This is a genomic window from Pleionea mediterranea (assembly GCF_003148745.1).
Lineage (GTDB): Bacteria > Pseudomonadota > Gammaproteobacteria > Enterobacterales > Kangiellaceae > Pleionea > Pleionea mediterranea.
Map to the genome: position 1 here is coordinate 1 of NZ_QGGU01000006.1, position 18896 is coordinate 18896.

The 18896-nt window shown below is 41.2% G+C and carries 14 protein-coding genes, 1 rRNA gene and 1 pseudogene; 5 read left to right on the forward strand and 11 right to left on the reverse strand.

Translation table 11 applies throughout. From position 1 onward, the window contains the following. A 5S ribosomal RNA gene (gene rrf / locus C8D97_RS08655) occupies window positions 1-85 on the forward strand; the annotation flags it as partial. Window positions 86-254: 169 nt separating this feature from the next. On the opposite strand, the gene arfB is transcribed toward rrf, so the two are convergent. From arfB to hisG, 10 genes are all read right to left on the reverse strand, one after another. After that, entirely contained in the window at window positions 255-668 is a 414-nt protein-coding gene (gene arfB, locus C8D97_RS08660) for an alternative ribosome rescue aminoacyl-tRNA hydrolase ArfB (protein ID WP_109763382.1), read from the reverse strand. Window positions 669-869: 201 nt separating this feature from the next. After that, window positions 870-3080, reverse strand: a complete 2211-nt coding sequence (katG, locus tag C8D97_RS08665; protein ID WP_109763383.1) for a catalase/peroxidase HPI — start codon at window positions 3078-3080, stop codon at window positions 870-872. A gap of 239 nt (window positions 3081-3319) precedes the next feature. Continuing rightward, window positions 3320-3853 carry a hypothetical protein gene (locus C8D97_RS08670; protein ID WP_109763384.1) on the reverse strand — a complete coding sequence of 178 codons (534 nt, stop codon included), beginning with the start codon at window positions 3851-3853 and terminating at the stop codon, window positions 3320-3322. A gap of 233 nt (window positions 3854-4086) precedes the next feature. After that, window positions 4087-5289, reverse strand: coding sequence for a histidinol dehydrogenase (gene hisD, locus C8D97_RS08675; RefSeq protein WP_109763385.1), 1203 nt, complete (start codon window positions 5287-5289; stop codon window positions 4087-4089). A gap of 50 nt (window positions 5290-5339) precedes the next feature. Then, window positions 5340-6587, reverse strand: a complete 1248-nt coding sequence (gene hisI / locus C8D97_RS08680) for a phosphoribosyl-AMP cyclohydrolase (RefSeq protein WP_109763386.1) — start codon at window positions 6585-6587, stop codon at window positions 5340-5342. A gap of 76 nt (window positions 6588-6663) precedes the next feature. Beyond that, a complete protein-coding gene (gene hisF / locus C8D97_RS08685) occupies window positions 6664-7434 on the reverse strand; it encodes an imidazole glycerol phosphate synthase subunit HisF (protein WP_109763387.1) in 771 nt (256 codons plus the stop codon). Between the two features lie 39 nt (window positions 7435-7473). Next, a complete protein-coding gene (gene hisH, locus C8D97_RS08690) occupies window positions 7474-8049 on the reverse strand; it encodes an imidazole glycerol phosphate synthase subunit HisH (RefSeq protein ID WP_109763388.1) in 576 nt (191 codons plus the stop codon). 59 nt (window positions 8050-8108) lie between these two features. Then, window positions 8109-8699, reverse strand: a complete 591-nt coding sequence (gene hisB / locus C8D97_RS08695) for an imidazoleglycerol-phosphate dehydratase HisB (protein ID WP_109763389.1) — start codon at window positions 8697-8699, stop codon at window positions 8109-8111. An 11-nt stretch (window positions 8700-8710) separates the two neighbouring features. After that, window positions 8711-10393: an aminotransferase class I/II-fold pyridoxal phosphate-dependent enzyme gene (locus C8D97_RS08700; protein ID WP_109763390.1), complete on the reverse strand. Its 1683-nt coding sequence runs from the start codon at window positions 10391-10393 to the stop codon at window positions 8711-8713. A 30-nt stretch (window positions 10394-10423) separates the two neighbouring features. After that, window positions 10424-11272, reverse strand: coding sequence for an ATP phosphoribosyltransferase (gene hisG, locus C8D97_RS08705; RefSeq protein ID WP_109763391.1), 849 nt, complete (start codon window positions 11270-11272; stop codon window positions 10424-10426). A 315-nt stretch (window positions 11273-11587) separates the two neighbouring features. Between hisG and aroA the strand changes: the two genes are divergently transcribed. The 3 genes from aroA to C8D97_RS08720 all read left to right on the forward strand — a co-directional run bounded on the left by aroA (window position 11588) and on the right by C8D97_RS08720 (window position 14893). Then, window positions 11588-12868, forward strand: coding sequence for a 3-phosphoshikimate 1-carboxyvinyltransferase (gene aroA, locus C8D97_RS08710; RefSeq protein WP_109763392.1), 1281 nt, complete (start codon window positions 11588-11590; stop codon window positions 12866-12868). A 132-nt stretch (window positions 12869-13000) separates the two neighbouring features. Beyond that, window positions 13001-14080, forward strand: a complete 1080-nt coding sequence (aroC, locus tag C8D97_RS08715; protein WP_109763393.1) for a chorismate synthase — start codon at window positions 13001-13003, stop codon at window positions 14078-14080. Between the two features lie 192 nt (window positions 14081-14272). Next, the gene (locus tag C8D97_RS08720) at window positions 14273-14893 is read left to right on the forward strand and encodes a hypothetical protein (protein ID WP_109763394.1); all 621 of its coding nucleotides are present in this window, start codon (window positions 14273-14275) and stop codon (window positions 14891-14893) included. 236 nt (window positions 14894-15129) lie between these two features. On the opposite strand, the pseudogene C8D97_RS08725 reads toward C8D97_RS08720, so the two are convergent. After that, window positions 15130-16097, reverse strand: a pseudogene (locus C8D97_RS08725) (IS30 family transposase). Between the two features lie 302 nt (window positions 16098-16399). Here C8D97_RS08725 and C8D97_RS08735 point away from each other — a divergent pair. Further along, a complete protein-coding gene (locus C8D97_RS08735) occupies window positions 16400-18874 on the forward strand; it encodes an EAL domain-containing protein (protein WP_109763396.1) in 2475 nt (824 codons plus the stop codon). The last annotated feature ends 22 nt before the right edge of the window (window positions 18875-18896 follow it).

Genomic DNA, 18896 nt, shown 5'->3' on the forward strand with positions numbered 1-18896 from the left:
ATCCCTTCTCGAACTCAGAAGTGAAAACGTTCAGCGCCGATGGTAGTGTGGGGTCTCCCCATGTGAGAGTAGGTCATCGCCAGGCATTTAAATTCTAAACCCGCAGCACTCGTGTTGCGGGTTTTTTTATGCGTGTTAATTTAGTCCTTTCTTTTTATTCAATGCCTAGAGCTTTTGTACTGATTATTTGTTGTGATGGTTAATTAAGTAACCGTTTTTTTGAATTGGTCAGAAGTGTATATATAGAATATTTCTTAAATATCAACTTTCCCTCGAAGGCGTTTATTTTGGCCATGTTTTTTCTTTGACTCTATACGCTTTCGTTGGGATGATTTTGAAGGTTTGGTTTTCTTTCGCTTTTTCTCTACTTTAACGGACTCTTTTATTAATCCAACCATACGATTAATTGCGTCTTCTTTATTTTTTTCTTGTGTACGAAACTTTTGCGCTTTGATGACCAGTACACCATCCTGATTGATCCTGTTATCGTTTAAATTTAACAGTCGCTCTTTATAGAACTCAGGAAGTGAAGACTGCTTGATATCAAACCTTAAGTGGATGGCGGATGAAACTTTATTAACATTCTGCCCACCAGATCCCTGAGCGCGTATAGCGATGAGCTCGACTTCGTTGTCGGATAGAGAAACATTGTTTGATAATTTAATCATAGTTTATTCTACCTTGAACCATAGCCATTATGCACTTACTCAGTGGAGTAAATTGTTGTTAATACAGTTCAGAAGTAAGAATGAATACATAGTAACAAGAGAATAGTAACAAGAGAGTTGCAACCGGCCAAATTTCTTGACCGGTTGTATTATCGGGGAGTTTACAAATTATTTATCAGACTTATTTGATAATGGATGAAATTAATTAAGATCAAATCGATCAGCGTTCATTACTTTGTTCCAGGCTTTAATAAAATCATGTATAAATTTTTCTTTAGCATCAGTGGAAGCGTAAACTTCAGAAATAGCTCTAAGCTGAGAGTTTGAACCAAAAACGAGATCTGCTCGTGTAGCTGTCCACTTTACCTTGCCAGTGCTTCGATCTTTTCCTTCAAATATTTCGTTATCTGATGAAACAGGCTGCCATTCAATTTCAGTATTTGTCAGGTTGACAAAAAAATCGTTGGTTAAAATTTCTGGCTGTTCGGTGAGCACACCATGTTGAGAGCCTTCATAATTGGCATTAAGAGCGCGCATACCACCCACTAACACAGTCATTTCTGGTGCAGTGAGTTTTAGAAGTTGCGCTTTATCCAACAGTAGCTCTTCAGTCGAAACCGAGTAGGAACTTTTCAGGTAATTACGAAATCCATCAGCAATGGGCTCTAATACGTCAAATGACTCGATGTCTGTTTGCTCCTGACTTGCATCACTACGGCCTGGTTTAAAGGGCACCTCTACATTTACTCCGCTGTCTTTTGCTGCTTTTTCAATGGCTGCTGCACCACCTAAAATAATTAAGTCAGCGAGAGAAATTATCTTGCCGTCAGTTTGTGCCGAGTCAAAATTACTTTTGATTTTTTCATATTGACTGAGAATATTTTGTAAATTTTCTGGATGGTTTACTTCCCAGTTTTTATGGGGCTCAAGGCGTAGTCTTGCACCATTAGCGCCTCCCCGGTTATCCGACCCTCGAAAAGTAGACGCAGAAGACCAGGCGGTATAAATTAATTCAGAAACCGATAATCCTGTGTTAAGTATGGTTTGTTTCAAAGATTTGATATCAGCATCATTAACCAGTTTATGCGTAACCGCTGGAACAGGATCTTGCCAAAGTAGATCTTCATCAGGCACTTCTGGTCCTAAGTAATTTGATTTTGGCCCCATATCTCGATGGGTGAGTTTAAACCAGGCTCGAGCAAAAGCATCGGCAAACTCTTCAGGATTTTTATGGAAATGCTCAGATATTTTTCGGTATTCCGGATCTTCACGCATTGCCATATCTGCAGTTGTCATCATAATCCCGACACGTTTTGAGCTGTCTTCAGCATCGGGCGCTTTATGTTTATCCTGTAAATCTTTAGGAACCCATTGATGCGCTCCGGCAGGACTTTTCGTCAATTCCCATTCGTTTCCAAATAACACATCAAAATAACTCATATCCCATTGGGTTGGGGTTGGTGTCCAGGCGCCTTCAATGCCGCTGGTTATTGTGTCACGTCCTTTACCGCTTTTATAATTGCTTTTCCAGCCGAGACCCATTTGTTCTAATGGGGCTGCTTCTGGTTCAGGACCTTTGTGTGACTCGGGTGCAGCGCCATGGCATTTTCCAAAAGTATGGCCGCCAGCAGTTAGTGCCACGGTTTCATAATCATTCATGGCCATACGGGCAAAGGTTTCACGAATATCTTTACCTGAAGCAACAGGATCAGGATTGCCGTCAGGACCTTCCGGATTAACGTAGATTAACCCCATTTGTACTGCGGCCAATGGATCTTCAAGTTCTCGTTTTCCACTGTAACGTTTGTTACCCAGCCATTCTTGTTCGGCGCCCCAATAAATGTCTTCTTCAGGTTCCCAAATATCTTCACGGCCTCCACCAAAGCCAAAGGTTTTAAGCCCCATGGATTCCAGTGCGACATTACCGGTTAGCACAAACAAATCAGCCCACGAGAGGCTGTTGCCATACTTCTGTTTTACCGGCCACAGTAGACGTCGTGCCTTATCGAGGTTTGCATTATCTGGCCAGCTATTGAGCGGTGCGAATCGTTGATTACCGGTAGAGGCCCCGCCACGGCCGTCCCCCGTTCGGTAGGTTCCTGCTGCATGCCACGACATTCGGATCATAAAAGGGCCATAATGGCCATAGTCAGCAGGCCACCAATCTTTCGAGTCGGTTAAAACATTTTCAATATCTTTTTTAACTTCTGTTAAGTCGAGTTTGTTAAAAGCGGCTGGATAGTCGAAATCTTCGCCTAATGGATTCGATTTGCGATCATTTTGATGCAAAATTCGCAAGTTTAACTGATTCGGCCACCAGTCCAGGTTTTTCGTGCCGCGTCCATCCAGACGTGTATTTCCGCCGTGCATGACGGGGCATTTGGCAGATGATTTTGTATTATTGTTACCCATTACGACACTCCTTATAGTGCACTCACTATGAAATTAGTCAGTGATCAAAAATGTGTAACTATGACTATAGACCTGCGGATGGTCAGTGAAAAGTATGATTTTACGAATACTTAGATAGATTTTATAGATAGCAACAAACTGACAAATATTTAACGATAGATGATGAACGACTTTAGGCGAGCTGAACAAGTCTCAGTCAGAATAAACTATGGATTAATAAGTTATAAATAGTCACTCAGTTAAATGGAATTTAGTCTGTTATATTGCTTAATGAGTTTTATATCTATCTCAAGGCTTGACTCATGGTCAATTGAAGATGTTTTTTTCAGTACATATGCGTAATTACTTATTACGCCAAAATGTCCAAGGATAGTACCCTCATGCAATACTACTTTCTTTGTCTTTTTCTGATTGCTATTGAGTTCATATTCAGCGGTCAACCTGAAGTTGGCAGAGTATCTATGGATTGATAGTGGTCTATAAGTTAGTGAATAGTAAACTTTCTTTGGGGCATTAGACTGTTTGTTTTTCGTAGAATTTTTTGTTTTTAATGGAATTATTAACACTTCGTTTCTGTTTAACTCAATGTTTGATTTGTTATTAAATTTGCCCAGTAAATGGTCAATAATAGCAACTTTAATATAGCCTGATGTGTGGAAATGAATTGTTGGCTGTAAAGTTTTAGGTGTAACACTCTTTGGTGTTAATGAAAGCAGAGCTAAAAGCATGCTGATAGTTAAGCATCGAGTATACTTCAATCTGTATGCTTGCATATAATTCCTTTATTTAAAAATATTTTTAGTGCTACTTAGGTAGGATTAACGATACAAAAACTTGATTGGGGTTTAACTTTTTAACAAGTATAGGGGACTTGCTGTAGAAACGGCTGATTCGAAAATAAGCATAGCTTTAAGCGTAAGGGATAAAAGCGCTGTTGTATTAGGTTTTGCTTGAGGCTGTACTTTGTTGTTTAACCTATGCTTATATAGTAAAGATGAAGTGAGACTTATAGTCTCACTTTTAAACTCTGATAGTGAAATTTTAATCCTTCTTCTTTAGCAATGGGCATTGCAAGATTGGCCAGTTCGATTCGGCCATTGTCATTGATGGCCTGAACAGTTTGTATCCGTTGAAAAGTCTGCACATTTAAACCACCCGATTGGCGTGCGTAACCAATGGTCGGCAAAGTGTGATTAGGGCCGGAACAATAATCACCCATAGCAACAGCACTATTGGCACCTACAAATAGCGAACCAAAGTGAGACAGTTGCTTGGCACTTATTCGTTTGTCGCAGAGCATAAGGTGCTCAGGTGCAAAGTTTTCGCTTATTGCAATCATGTCGTTAACGTCTTTGGCAAGAACCAATGCAATTTGCTTGTTGTTAACCATCGCCTCGTATTTTTTATCATGTTGCAAAAATGTTGCTACCTTTGTTAGCCAGCTTTCATTGTCACTGACCAGTACGGATAAAGCCATAGGATCGTGTTCAGATTGAGCCAGTGCATCAAGTGCTAACCATTCGATGGGTTGTTGACTGTCACATAAGGCTAGCATTTCGCTTGGGCCCGCCAGCCCATCAATTTTAACCTTACGCTGCAATTGTGCCTTGGCTTCGTTAACGTAAGCGTTGCCTGGGCCAACAACAATATCCACCGGCTCAATCGATTCGTAACCGTAAGCCAGGGCAGCGATTGCCTGAACGCCGCCTATTTGTACAAATTGAGTTGCACCGGCCAGTGATGCAGCTGCAAGAAGTGCTGGATGATCAGAAGGAGAGACGGCAACTCGAGAGTGACATCCGGCCACTTTTGCGGGAATTAACGTCATAAGAGCCGTTGAAATTAAGGGGAATCTGCCCCCCGGAATGTAACAGCCTGCACGTTCAATGGGCGTAATAACCTGAGAATATTCGCCTAGGCTATCACTAAACTGTTGGCTGATCAGTGTTTCGTTTTGAAATCGGGCAAATCGTTTGATACGTTTAGCAGCTTGCCGGATCGCAACTTTAAGTTCAGCGTCCAGTTCGTATTCATCGAATGGTTTTAACTCAATGTTGCGCGGCTTAAACCCATCAAACTTTTCTGAGTATTCATTAATGGCAAGTGCACTTCGTTGTTGACAATCGAGCAGCATTGCACGGACATTTGTTTCCATAGCGCTGTCGCTGTTTAACTCAGGGCGAATCCAATCGCTGGCTTTTACTATCATGGTGTTATCCAGTTCATTGTTTTAATGTGTCAAGAAAATATCATTATGCTCTAGGAACTAAGATCTCTGTCGTTAAAACGACTGCGAAGTTCACTTTCTATATCTTTAAAAGATACGCCTTTAGCCAGGGCATCGGTTAAAGCAAAGAAAATTAAATCAGCTGCCTCCCAACGTACTTCGTCAAATGTTTCTGCTTCAATTAATTCATCTGCCTCTTCGCGTATTTTTTCTGCTCTTAATTTAGAAGACTGAAATAGTTTTGTCGAAAATGAGTTTTCTGGCAGGGTTTGCTTGCGTTGTGCCAGCAGCTTTTCCAGTCGGGAAAAGTTAAAATCATTTTTTTCGGTTGCAAAGCAACTGTAGCGATCAAAGTGACAGGCACTGCCAACCTGTTTAACTTTAAATAATAGTGTATCACCGTCGCAATCGAAATCGATTTGTATCAACTGCTGAGTGTGACCTGAGGTTAATCCTTTTTCCCATAGGCTTTCACGGCTTCGGCTCCAGTAAATGCCCTTGCGTTTTTCTAATGCCTGAGTTAGGGAATCCCTACTGGAGTAGGCAAGCATTAATACTTTGTTGGTTGCAACATCTTGCACAATAGTGGGTATTAACGGTGCTTTGTTAAAATCCAGTTGCGACAGAAAGCAGTCATTTAAACTGAGTGCGCCAGTATAAATAGACATACCAATCTGACCATTGGCGCCAAATTGGGTAAACCATTGAATATCGTCGAGAGTAGAAATACCACCTGCTATGGTAACGGGTACTTTGGAAGCCTTTAATACGCCTTCAATTCGTTCTCTGTCGAGTCCTTGTAGTAAGCCTTCCTTTTCAACTTGCGTGTACAAAAATTCAGCGCAATTTTCAGAAAGCTCGGGGATTAAGTCGAGTACTTTAATTGATTCGGTGGACTGCCAGCCAGACGTAGACCAATAATCGCCTTTGGCATCGATGGCAAAAATTAAACTTTCACGAGGTAATTTTTTTACCCAGTCTTCCCGGCATTTGGTTCCAATAATAATTTTACTGGCGCCCGCTTTAATGTATTTTTGTGCGGTTTCGAGATCACGAATACCTCCGCCAACACGGCAAGGCCGAATCTTCAGTAATTCCATGATTAAACTTTCGTTACTGCCTTTTCCTAAAGCTGCATCAAGATCGATAATGGCAACTTCACCATACAATGAAAACTGCTCTAACAATTCAAATACGTCATCGCGTTCGAGTACTTTTTCTTTGCCCTGCTTGAGCTGAACCGCTTTGCCATCCATTAAATCGATTGAGGGAATCAACATGATTAATACCTTTGTTTTAATTCGGGTGTTGTCTGATTATTTTTACTCAGACTTGGATAATAATGATAGATAACGATTAAAGTCTTACCTGAACACCGTTGTCGTTTAAAAACTGTTTTACCTGACCAATGGTGTATTCTCCGCTATGGAACATTCCTGCGGCGAGGCAGGCGTCGGCACCGGCCTTAAAGGCTTCGAGAAAATGCTGTTCATTTTTAGCACCCCCCGAAGCAATAACCTGTATTTTGCTGTTGTTGGCGACTGCTCCGGTCAATTGATTATCAAAGCCACTGCCAGTGCCATCTTTATGCATGCAGGTGAGTAATATTTCTCCGGCACCGCGTTGTTCTACTTCATTGACCCATTGATTAAAGTTTTTATTAACCCGAGTTCGGCCACCGTGAATATAAATTACTCGTTCATCATTTTCCTGATTCACATCGACGGCGACCACAACACATTGGCTGCCGTAGTCGAGCGCGACTTGATCAATTATTTCAGGATTAGTCACAGCAGTAGTATTTAACGCAACTTTGTCAGCGCCGGCATCGAGAAACGCTTTGACATCGTTAATGGTTTTTAAACCGCCACCAACTGTAAAAGGGATGCTTAAGTTTTTGGCGATTGCGGTTACATTTTTTAAAGCCGTTGGACGATTGTCTGAACTGGCAGAAATATCCAGGAAGACTATTTCATCGGCGCCTTGCTGTTCATAACGAATTGCAAGCTCAACCGGATCGCCCATGTCTCTTAAATTGACAAAGTTAGTGCCTTTCACAACGCGGCCGTTATCGACATCCAGACATGGAATTATACGGGCGGTTAATTGATTGATTACGTCAGTCATAATTATTCTCTAATTCATTTAATCGTATGTTCAGTTTCGTTAACCATTGTTCAGCACTGTAGCCATCAATTGCTGGCCGTACAGACTGGATTTTTCGGGATGAAACTGAAAACCAACTACTTTGTTGTCCTTGACGGCGGCGCAAAACGTTTCTCCGTAGCTGGTTGTAGCGATACATTGTTCTGACTCTCTTATGGCATAGCTGTTTACAAAATAAGGTGTACCTTCCGTTAACGTGCTGGACTGAATTTTTGCCCAACCCACCATAGGTTGTTTAGGAAAATTTAATTTTTCGGCGCGGCCTTTAAACCAGCCCAATCCATTTATGGCAGATGCTTCCTGACTTGATTCGAAAAAGATTTGCATCCCGACGCAAATGCCTAAAATGGGTTTATTTTGCGAGCGCCATAAATTAAGGCAGTCGATCCAGCCAGATTGTTCAAGACTTTTCATGACGCTACCAAAATGCCCCTGACCCGGAAGCACCAGTTGTTCACCGACTAAATCGTCGGGTGTCGCGGCAATGGTGACGGTTTTTCCAATTCGTTCAAGGCAGGCTTTTAAACTAAATAAGTTGCCTGCTTTTGTATCAATAATAGTGACTGCTTTGCTCATACTTTTCTCATCTTAAAATCATTTAACTCGCAACTCGCAACTCGCAACTCGCAATTCGCTTAGAGCATACCTTTGGTGGAGTTGCTGCCATCGGTCGTGACTAAGGCTTCTTTTAAGGCGTAGGCCAATGCTTTAAAACAACCTTCAATTAAGTGATGGTTATTGCGAAATGTCATGGGTTTAAGATGCAGAGTAATTTGTGCCTGCATGGCCAGTGTATAGAAAAAGTGCTCAAACATTTCAGTGCTAATGCCGCCAATAACTTCACGGGTAAACTCAAGCTCGCCGATGTAATAAGGACGGCCGGATAAATCAACGGCGCAAAGAATCAAGGCTTCATCCATTGGCAATAGTCGCTGACCGTAGCGCTGAATAGTGCCACGTTCACGCCAGGCTTGTTGCAGGGCTTGGCCCAGTACAATGGCAACATCTTCAACAGTGTGGTGATCGTCAACTTCCAAATCTCCTTTAACCGTTAAATCAAGATCCCAACGGGCGTGACTCGATAGCGCTGTTAACATGTGATCAAGAAATCCGATCCCAGTGTCTATATTCAGCGATTGAGAACCGTCCACCCGCAGTTGCAGCTTGATGTCCGTTTCTTTGGTTTTACGTTCAATACTTATCATTGCACTTTTGGATACAGACATAGCGGAGTCACTTATTGTTTTAGGGTTAAAAGATCGGTGAGTTGATTAACTGTATCGATAACCAAGTCCGCACCAGCTTGTAACAGCGATTGCTTATTCTCAAGACCGATGCCAATGGCAATTGAACCACTTCGAATGGCTGCTTGCATGTCATCGGGAGTATCACCAATCATCCAGCTTGTTTTACAGTTTAACTTTGATTTTAGACCTAAAATGCCTTCAGGATCCGGTTTACTGTTTTGTACGTCATTATCACTGACAATAGTCGCCGTACGCCAATAATCGAATGCACTACCAAGGTTGTCTGTTCCTAGTCTGGCTTCGTTTCCGGGACGCCCGGTTACTATGGCGATCGACTGTTGTCGACTTTGCAGTCGGTTCATCAAAGGCTGTTTCACCATAATGGATTCGTTGTTTATATAACCATCATTATTTTGGCCTAAATAAAAGCTCTGAAAACATTGTGTGATGGTATTCAGATCAATTTCTTTACCGTTTAAGCGTACCAGTTGTTGTGACAGCACCCAGTCGTTATTAAATCCACCTTGCGAGCGTAGAGTATTAATTTCAGCATCGGTTATTTCAACACCGATGAACTCCTTAACCGTTGCTTTAATGGCGTTGTCGTAACTGCTGGAGGTATCAATTAATACCCCGTCCATATCGAAGCAGATCAGTTCGGGATCAAAAATTGCCGCAAGCGCATCCATAAGTGGTTGTAAATTATAGGGAATGGTAATTCGTACACAGCCTTTCAGGTAACTTTCAGTAAACACGCGAACCAGAATGTCATTTCGTTTTAAATAAACGGTTAATAAACTGGCGAGTTCAACGGTGAGTTTTAAAAATATAAAATTACCTTGGGCCGGGATAGGAGTAATACCCACAGAGCGAAACCAGTCACATAGCTGTTCCCGATTATTTTTGATGGCCTGTGTATAACGTTGCATGTCTTGTTGAGCTTGTGGTTGCAGCGCCTGTTCGGCAATGGTCAAAGTAGGTGTTGGTACATTGAATGGCATGGCACGTTCGCGAAATGAGTTCAACAACTGCTCGTTACCTAAAAGATAGCCGAGGCGTATTCCGGCCAGACCATAGGCTTTCGAGAATGTGCGTAAAATGATCAGATTGTTGTAGCGTTGCAATAAATTCACCGCGCTAGCTTGAGTACTGAACTCAATATAGGCTTCATCAAGAAATACCCAACTTTGGTTATCTGCGGCTAACTGCAACAATTGCTGAAGTGTTTCAGTGGCAATGCTTTCTCCGGTTGGATTATTGGGACTGGTTAGAGCCACTGCAGATCGAGGATTACTATTAATGGCAGACTTAAGTGCATCAATATCGATGGACAGATTTTCCTGTGGTGCAATTTCAACGGTTTCTATATTCCAACTTTTTACACCCCAGGTGTATTGACTGAAAGCGGGCAACGGCAAAATCAGTTTGCCACTTGCCATCACGTCGGCCGCCATGGCGCAACCTTCTTTGATTAAACGCATTAAAATATAGATGGACTCATCACCGCCGTTGCTGCAAAACACATTCTCCGCTGACAAGGAAAAATAATCAGCCAGTTTACTTTCCAGTACCTCGCGCTTTGGGTATAACCATAAGCTGTCAGTGTCCAGCTTGATGGTTTTAAGCCATTCGCCCGGATAGTCGCTGCGTTCATTGAAATCGAGTTTTAACATGGCGGTTATTACCTATTAATACGTCAGTGCTTAAAGCGATTTACGGATGGGGGTTTCAAGAATGTCCGTCGCGCCTGCTTGCAGCAGGGCAGGGATCAAACTTTGAATGTCTTTTTTAGGCACCGCCGCTTTTACGGCAAAGCCTTCTTCGTTGTATAGTCGGCTGACCGTTGGCGAGCGCATGGCTGGCAATAAATTGACAATGGATTCTACCGTATCATTGCTGCAATTCATTTCAATTAACACTCGTTCACGACCATTAAGTACCGCTTGCATTAATGTCAGCAGGTTGTCGATATCCTGTCGTTTACCCGGATCTTTTAATGCGTCCTTATTGGCAATAAATTGCGTTGAGCTTTCCATCACGGTATCGACAATCTTTAATCGGTTAGCGCGAATGGTAGTGCCGGTGCTGGTGTTATCAATGATCATATCGGCATCTTCTGGTGGAAAGACTTCTGTTGCCCCATAGCTGCGCAGCAACTGATAATTGAATCCGTTTTTATCCAGATAATCGGTGGCAATGCGTTTGTACTCGGACGCAACAATCACTTTACGTTGCTTAACTTCTTCCCAGTCCCATTCTTCGGGAATGCAGGCGACAATTTTGACCGGATCAAACCCCAGATTTTTAATCACTTCTACTTCGCTGCGACGTTCGTACATCCAGTCAAGTCCGGCAAAACCAATATCGTGTTGGCCCATTTCTACAAGTGATGGAATATTCTGGCTTTTTAGTAATTTCACTTCGAGATCGAAGCCATAGGCTTTTGGGCGGTAGTTTCGATCGTCACCAACCAGAGTTATTCCAACGTCGCTAAGAAGTTGTAGAACCTTGGTGTTGATGCGGCCTTTTGGCAGTACCAGTTTTAAAGTCATGGTTGTATCCTTAATAATGTTTAAAATTTGTCAGTATGTATTCGTAATTCGCATAAAGAAAAAGCCCCGAGTACTGTTGTAAACGGGGCTTTGCTGTTAACTTATAAAGTCTTTACATAAACAAAAGCACCGTCACCTGTCAGGGTGATGGTGGTGAAGATGAGTGTTTAGCAAGATCATTGTTTTCATGGGTTGTATAGTGCCATCGAATGACTTTAAGTGTCAATAAGTTTATTGGTGATATAGAAAAACAAAGGTCTTTGTGGAAATAATGTATAATTGCGGTTAAAAAAATACTATGGTTGTATATACAAAATGATGCGAAAGATGTTGCCAGTTTCTAACCTTAATGCTGCGGTTTCCCTGCCTGGTAGTAAATATCTGGCAAACCGGTTGGTGATTATTGCTGCACTGGCGGAAGGTGAGGTGCGGTTAGACAATGTGGTGAGCAATGACGATATTAATACTGCCATCAAAGGTTTGAATGATCTTGGGTACTGTCTGGAGAAAACAAGCTCGGAAGGAAGTAACGCTATTGTTTCTTCACCCAGACAGGAAGGGCTTACTGAACCGGCAAATATATATACGGCTCATAGTGGTACTTTTTCACGGTTTATTACTGCGGTTGCGGCTTTAGACAATCAGCCTGTGACCATAAAAGGTTCCGAAAAAATGAACAGTCGGCCAATGGCCGAATTATTCGATGCATTAGAACAACTGGGAGTGTCAGTGTCATCCTCTGGTGGTCAGTTACCGGCCATTATTACCGGACCCGTTAATCAGTTTCATTGTAAAGTTGATGGCAGCAAAAGCAGTCAATATATCAGCGCTTTATTATTGTCATCGCCTCGGTTGAATCATGATTTTATGCTGGAGTTAATCGGTGAAGAAGTTTCAACTCAATATATTGATATGACAGTCGACTTAATGCGCCAGTTTGGTATTAAAGTGGAAAAGCATGGGCGATGTTATAAAGTTGCTGCGCAACCGGCATATCAAAGTAAATCAATGGTGATTCCGCCCGATCCTGTTAGCAGTTCCTATTTTATGGCCGCAGCAGCGATCAATGCTGGAAAAGTTGCGCTGCAATCGTTTGATTTTGATTCACTGCAGGGCGAAGCTCAGTTTTACAAGGTATTGCAAGCCATGGGATGTGATATTCAACGAAAGGGCAGTGGTTTATTGATTGAACGCAATAAACCCCTGGTTGCCGTGGAGCGGGATATGGGCGAAATGCCCGATGTTGTGCAAACCATGGCGGTCGTTGCCTGCTTTGCTGAGGGCACAACTGTGATGCGAAATATCGCTCACCTTGCCTATAAAGAATCCAATCGAATAGTGGATACTGCGAATGAGCTAAAGCGACTGGGTGCAACCGTTGAATATGGCAGTGATTATCTGGCGGTAACAGGTGGCTGTAAACTAGCAGGAACAACCGTTGAAACCTACGACGATCATCGCATGGCTATGAGTTTGGCTTTAATCGGTAGCCGTATTCCAGATGTTGTCATTAATAACGCACAAGTGGTGAGCAAGTCCTTCCCCAATTATTTTGATAAACTGGCGGACATGGGTATCTGTTCAGAAAGTGTTTAGTTTGATCTTATTAACAGTAATAAGTTCGGGTAAAACTATCGAATAAAAACTATTGGTTGAAACTGCATCAGGTAAAATAATATCTGTGAGTCAATCGATGTCAGAAAAATATGATCGTAACAGGATTGAAATATGGCTGGTGATACATTAGGGCAAGTTTTTCGTTTTACCAACTGGGGAGAGTCTCATGGTAAAGCGATTGGTGGTGTTGTTGAAGGATGCCCGGCAGGACTGGAACTTTCTGAGTCGGATCTTCAACCGGCTTTGGATCGACGTCGCCCCGGTCAAAGTAAAATAGTCACGCAGCGTAAAGAAGCGGATCAGGTAGAAATTCTTTCTGGCACTGTGGATGGAAAAACCACAGGCACGCCAATCAGTTTAATTATTCACAATAAGGATCAGCGATCAAAAGATTATTCCGAAATGGCTAAACTCTACCGACCCAGCCATGCTGATTTTACCTATCAACAAAAATACGGCATACGTGATGTGGCAGGTGGCGGTCGCAGCTCTGCACGAGTCACAGCGCCAACAGTCGCGGCAGGGGCGATTGCTCAAAAACTATTATTGCAGGCTTTTGGAATAAACATTGTAGGTTTTGTAAAGTCGGTCGGTGATATCAGCACTAATATTGATCCTTTAACTGTGTCGCTAAAGGATGTTGAAGCGAATCCGGTTCGTTGCCCCGATGCCGATGTCGCTGAAAAGATGATCAAGCGGATTGAGCAAGTGCGCAAGCAGGGCGATTCGACCGGTGGTATTGTCGAATGTGTTATTCATCAGGTACCGATTGGTTTTGGTGAGCCAATATTCGATAAGTTAGAAGCCGATTTGGCCAAAGCCATGCTCAGCATAAATGCCAGTAAAGGCTTTGAAATTGGCAGTGGATTTGAGGGAACACAGTTGTTGGGTTCACAACACAATGATCCTTTTGTGAACCAGAGCGGTGAAGTAAAAACCGCGAGTAATTTTTCCGGTGGCGTTCAAGGCGGTATCAGCAATGGTATGCCTATAATTTTTCGAGTGGCCTTTAAACCTACGGCAACCATTATTCAGGATCAAAGCACCGTTGATGTGGAAGGTAATCCTACTACTTTTAAAGCGAAAGGGCGTCATGATCCTTGTGTGTTACCAAGAGCGGTACCCATTGTTGAGGCGATGGCCGCATTGGTGATTTGTGATCACTGGTTGCGAATGAAGGCTTACCTGTAGACTTATATCAATTTAATGATTGATTTAAGAAAAATTGATTATCTTTTAAACACTGGCAAGGATTGCCATTTTGAAACAACCTTTGTTTAATGATTGTAACCGTGTATTTCAATTTCTATCGATTCAGATTCCGTTCATTTTTACCGAATTAAAGTAAGCGCTCTTAATAAAAAATTTGTACAGGAGTACATCATGCGTCATTCTTTAATTGGTTTAAGTGGATTACTTTTAGCGGCTAGCTGTTCGACATTACAGGCCCATGGTCTTGATTACGATTATCTGGATGTGGCTGCGGTTGAGCAACAAAGTGATTCTTCGAGCCCGGATCTTGATGGCTATAATTTAGACTTTAGTTACAGCATTGGCAGTCACTTTTTTCTTAAACTGGCATTTGACAATGTATCGACCGACAATCAGCCTGTCATTGGTAATTCAATGGTTAGTCGGGAGAAAAGCAAAAGTTTTGGTTTTGGATATCGCAGCCATATTACTGAAAGTCTTGATTTTGTTGCTGATTACACCAAGCAAGATTATAAGTTCACTCAATCAACCAACACTGGAAGTGGCCTGGTAACGTCTCGTTTTAATGATAGTGGCGATACAACGCGCATTGGTCTGCGTGGTTTGTTGTTGGATAAATTTGAGTGGGATGTACTGGGGGTAAGAAAAACGGTTGATGATCTGGACATTGATGATACTGGATACGAAGTTGCACTGCGTTATCGATTACACTCTGACTTAAGTATAGGTGCAAGTTATGAGGATGTTGCTGATAATCAACAGACCGGTATAAATTTGCGATATACGTTTTAATAGTACAGTAATATACTATTGCAATGCTCAACAGTGATATCAATGCTGAGGAGCATTGCTCTTAAGCAATTTAAATCAATTGAGTTAATACTTAATATGGTGAGTAGGGAAGGATAAACGATGGTCTAATTTCAGTTTTAGGCAATTTTTGTAAGCATGTTATATATTTATGAGCCATTTATTGAGAACATGGTGGGTAATTATTACTTGGTTTCAAGTATTAAGTGCAATTTAAATTACGCTGCGAGTAAATCAACTTGCAGCCCCATAAACATTTCATTTGGCGACCGTCCGTTACGTGTGCTCTCGGTCGATTATTGAGTCGATCCATAACAAACTCAATTTCTCCTTTAGTGACCTGATTAAAATCTGTATCTTTTGGAAAATACTGTCGGATCAGACCGTTAGTATTTTCATTGATACCTCTCTCCCATGATGCATACGGATGAGCAAAGTAGACTTTTGTATCAAGTCCTCGTGCGATTTTTTCGTGAGCAGCAAACTCCAACCCATTATCAAAGGTAATGGTTTTAACTTTTTCTTTCAGATGACTCATTGTATGAATGGTGGCTTCGGCCAAGCTATCGGCATTCTTACCTTTCAAACCAACAATAATGGTATAGAGTGTTTTTCTCTCAACGAGCGTGAGTAGTGCGCTTTTACGACCTTTTCCCACAATCGTATCACCTTCCCAGTCACCGACTCGATTTCGCCTGTTAACAACCTCAGGTCGCTTATCTATACTGGTTCGATTCTTGATGACACCTCGTCTGTCATAATGGCCATACCGTTTTCGATAGGCCTTTGAAGCCACTCGTAGGTGAGTAAACAAGTCGCCGCCTTGAGCTTTATCGTCGTATATCAATTGATAAATCGTTTCGTGATGAAGGTAAACCTTTTTGTTTTTCGACAGATAATCAACCACCTGCTGAGGACTTAACTCCTGCTTTAGCAGCAGGGATATCCACATCCTGACCTGTGATGTGAGCTTATAAGCTTTGCGTGCTGTTGCTCGTCTTTCATCACACTTTCGCTGAGCCTGCAATGGCCGATAGCCTCTCTTTCCTATATTACGACGAAGTTCTCGACTTATTGTTGAAGGCGCTCGATTTAAAAATTCGGCTATTTCTTTTTGGCTGTATTTCGCTTTATTTAATATGTATATCTGGTATCGTTCATTCTCGGTCAGCTGACTGTAGTTCATTTGGCATTTTCCTTTGGCGAGAAAAATGACGAACTATATCAGCTGGCCACTTCCTCTTGGAAATTGCACTTATTATCCGAAACCAAGTTAGTTGTAGATGTCTTAAAAGCTTCTTTCGGACAATTTTATAAGCTTCGATTTGTCTACTTTGGCAAAGAGAGTCAGGTTCAATTCAGAAATGGATTTAAACTGGTTTATGGATTTATATGGTTCAGCAGAACTTGCTCAAAGCTGCTTACTGATATAGTCTCAATATCAGTAGTCTATACTTTAATCTATAATCAAATAAATAGAATTATACAGTGAAAAACTATCAACTTCTCCTCGTCAATTCAAGCTCCATCCGCAGAGAACAGCTATACAAGCTATTAAAGAGCAATACTGAGTACACTATTCTGCAAGCAGAAAGTGGTGCTCAAGCGGTCGAAATCCTTAAAAATAGAAGCGTTCACCTGGTAGTTAGTAATATACAATTGAGTGATATTGACGGGTGGCGCCTTGCTCGAATGGTTCGCTCCGGTGTATTTAAGTGTTCTCCAGACTGTCCTTTTTTTATAGTTGCAAATACATGGTGTGAACATATTGCAGAAGTCACTGCACGAGAGTTTGGAATTAACAAGTTACTTGCCTTTCATGAACGAGAGAAGTTAATTCCTCTTATTAATGAGTTTCCACATCTATATTCTGAAGAGCAAGATAAATTACCTTTATTGGCTATTGAAGATAACCCTGAAACTCGTGATCTTGTCTCGCGGATTTTAAAGCACAAGTTTAATGTTGAGCTTGCTGAGGATGGTGATTCTGGCCTGACGTTATGGCAACAAAAACGTCATCCGTTAGTTTTGCTTGATATTATGCTCCCAAATATGTCAGGGAGTGAAGTGCTGGAGAAAATATTAGAGATAGACCCCTCTCAAACAGTTGTTGTTATGACCGCGCACAGCAGTATGGAGCTCGCTGAGAAACTTATGTTTGCTGGTGCTGCTGACTTTGTCGCTAAGCCTTTTCGTTCAGAGCAACTAAGAAAAGTTTGCGAGACAGCTTCGAGACGAGAAGACTTTATGATCAGCAATAATCAGTTTGCAAAGAAGGTTGAGTCTCTAGAGGAAAGTCGAACAAATTATAAAAAAATAATGAATGCTCATCAAAATTTGCTGAATCAACTTGGCAGTATCGTGATTGAACTCGATGCAGATAATACTATTCGCTTTCTCAATAAAGCCTGGGAACGAATTACCGGAACAATGATTAATTCAGCTACTGGCCAGACATTATTTGATTTTGTTAATACTAAAGATGAGCATCGTTATATGCTCAAGGAATCTATCGAGGCTCTACATAAAGGAGTTTCAAACCACTTTACCACTGAGTTTCTATTAGACCGACTCAATAAGGAGCCTCTGTGGGTCGAAGCACGCTTTGACATTAACCGAAAAGATGATTCTGAAAATTATGTATTGTTTGGAACTATTGATGATATTTCTGCACGCAAACTGGCACAGAAAGAATTAGAGTATCTTGCGCTCCATGATAGTTTAACAGGTTTATTTAATCGACACTTTTTTGAAGCTGAACTTGAAAGGTTTGCTGCAATGGCAAAACTTGAAAATGATTACCATTCATTGCTGTATATTGATCTTGATCATTTTAAAGTGATTAACGATACATTGGGGCATCATCAGGGTGATCTTTTGTTAAAAAATATTGCAGCGATGTTAATGGAAAGAATTCGACAGTCGGATATTTTATGCCGTGTTGGTGGCGATGAGTTTGCAATATTACTTAGCAATACAAATCGCTTTCAGGCACAAATATTTGCGGAATCTATATGTACGGCTCTTAGTGAGTTTCAAAGTAAAATTGGTGATCATGTATTTCAAGTCAGCTGCTCTATTGGTATCTCTGAAATTAATGGTAATGCAGAATCATTTGATGAGTATATGAAGGAAGCTGATATCGCACTATATGCTGCCAAACAAGAGGGGCGAAATCACTCGCATATTTATCAAGATTCAGACTCTGTTAGCACTGAGTTAAAAGCAAGTCTTGAATGGACTCGTCGGCTGCATCAAGCCGTTGCTAATGATAATTTAACTTTGTTTTTTCAACCTATCGTTAAAATTGATACTGGAGAGATTGCGTATTATGAGGCGTTAGTGAGATTAAAGCTTGATAATAAAATTATTTCACCCGCAGAATTTATTCCAGCACTGGAACGTGCTGGTGATATGGATCTGCTTGATAAACAGGTGATAAGAAAAGCTTTCGAATACTTAAATAACTTTAAACAGCTTAATAAAATTTCAATTAATTTATCTGCTCAAGGCTTTAGTGATAAACGAATGGTGCCATATATACAAAGTTTACTCGAGAAAACATCTGTTTCGGCTAGCCGTATAGTTTTTGAATTAACCGAAAGTGCAAGCTTGTCAAACTTGACAGAAACACAAGATATAATCTTAAAATTAAGAAGTTTGGGCTGTGGTTTTTCTATTGATGACTTTGGTACAGGATTTAGTACATTTAACTATCTTAAACAATTACCTGCTGAGTCAGTTAAGATTGATGGATCTTTTATTGTTGAGCTGATTAACAGTAAAGTTGATCAAGCTTTGGTAAAAGCTATTTACGATGTTGCCAAAACTCTCAATAAAGAAACTATTGCCGAGTTTGTTGAAAATAAAGAAACCCTTAATATGTTGAGTCAAATTGGCATTACATATGCCCAAGGGTATTATCTTGGTAAACCAGCACCTGCCGATGAGTTGTTTTATTAACCTTTTTTGTTGTGAATAGCAA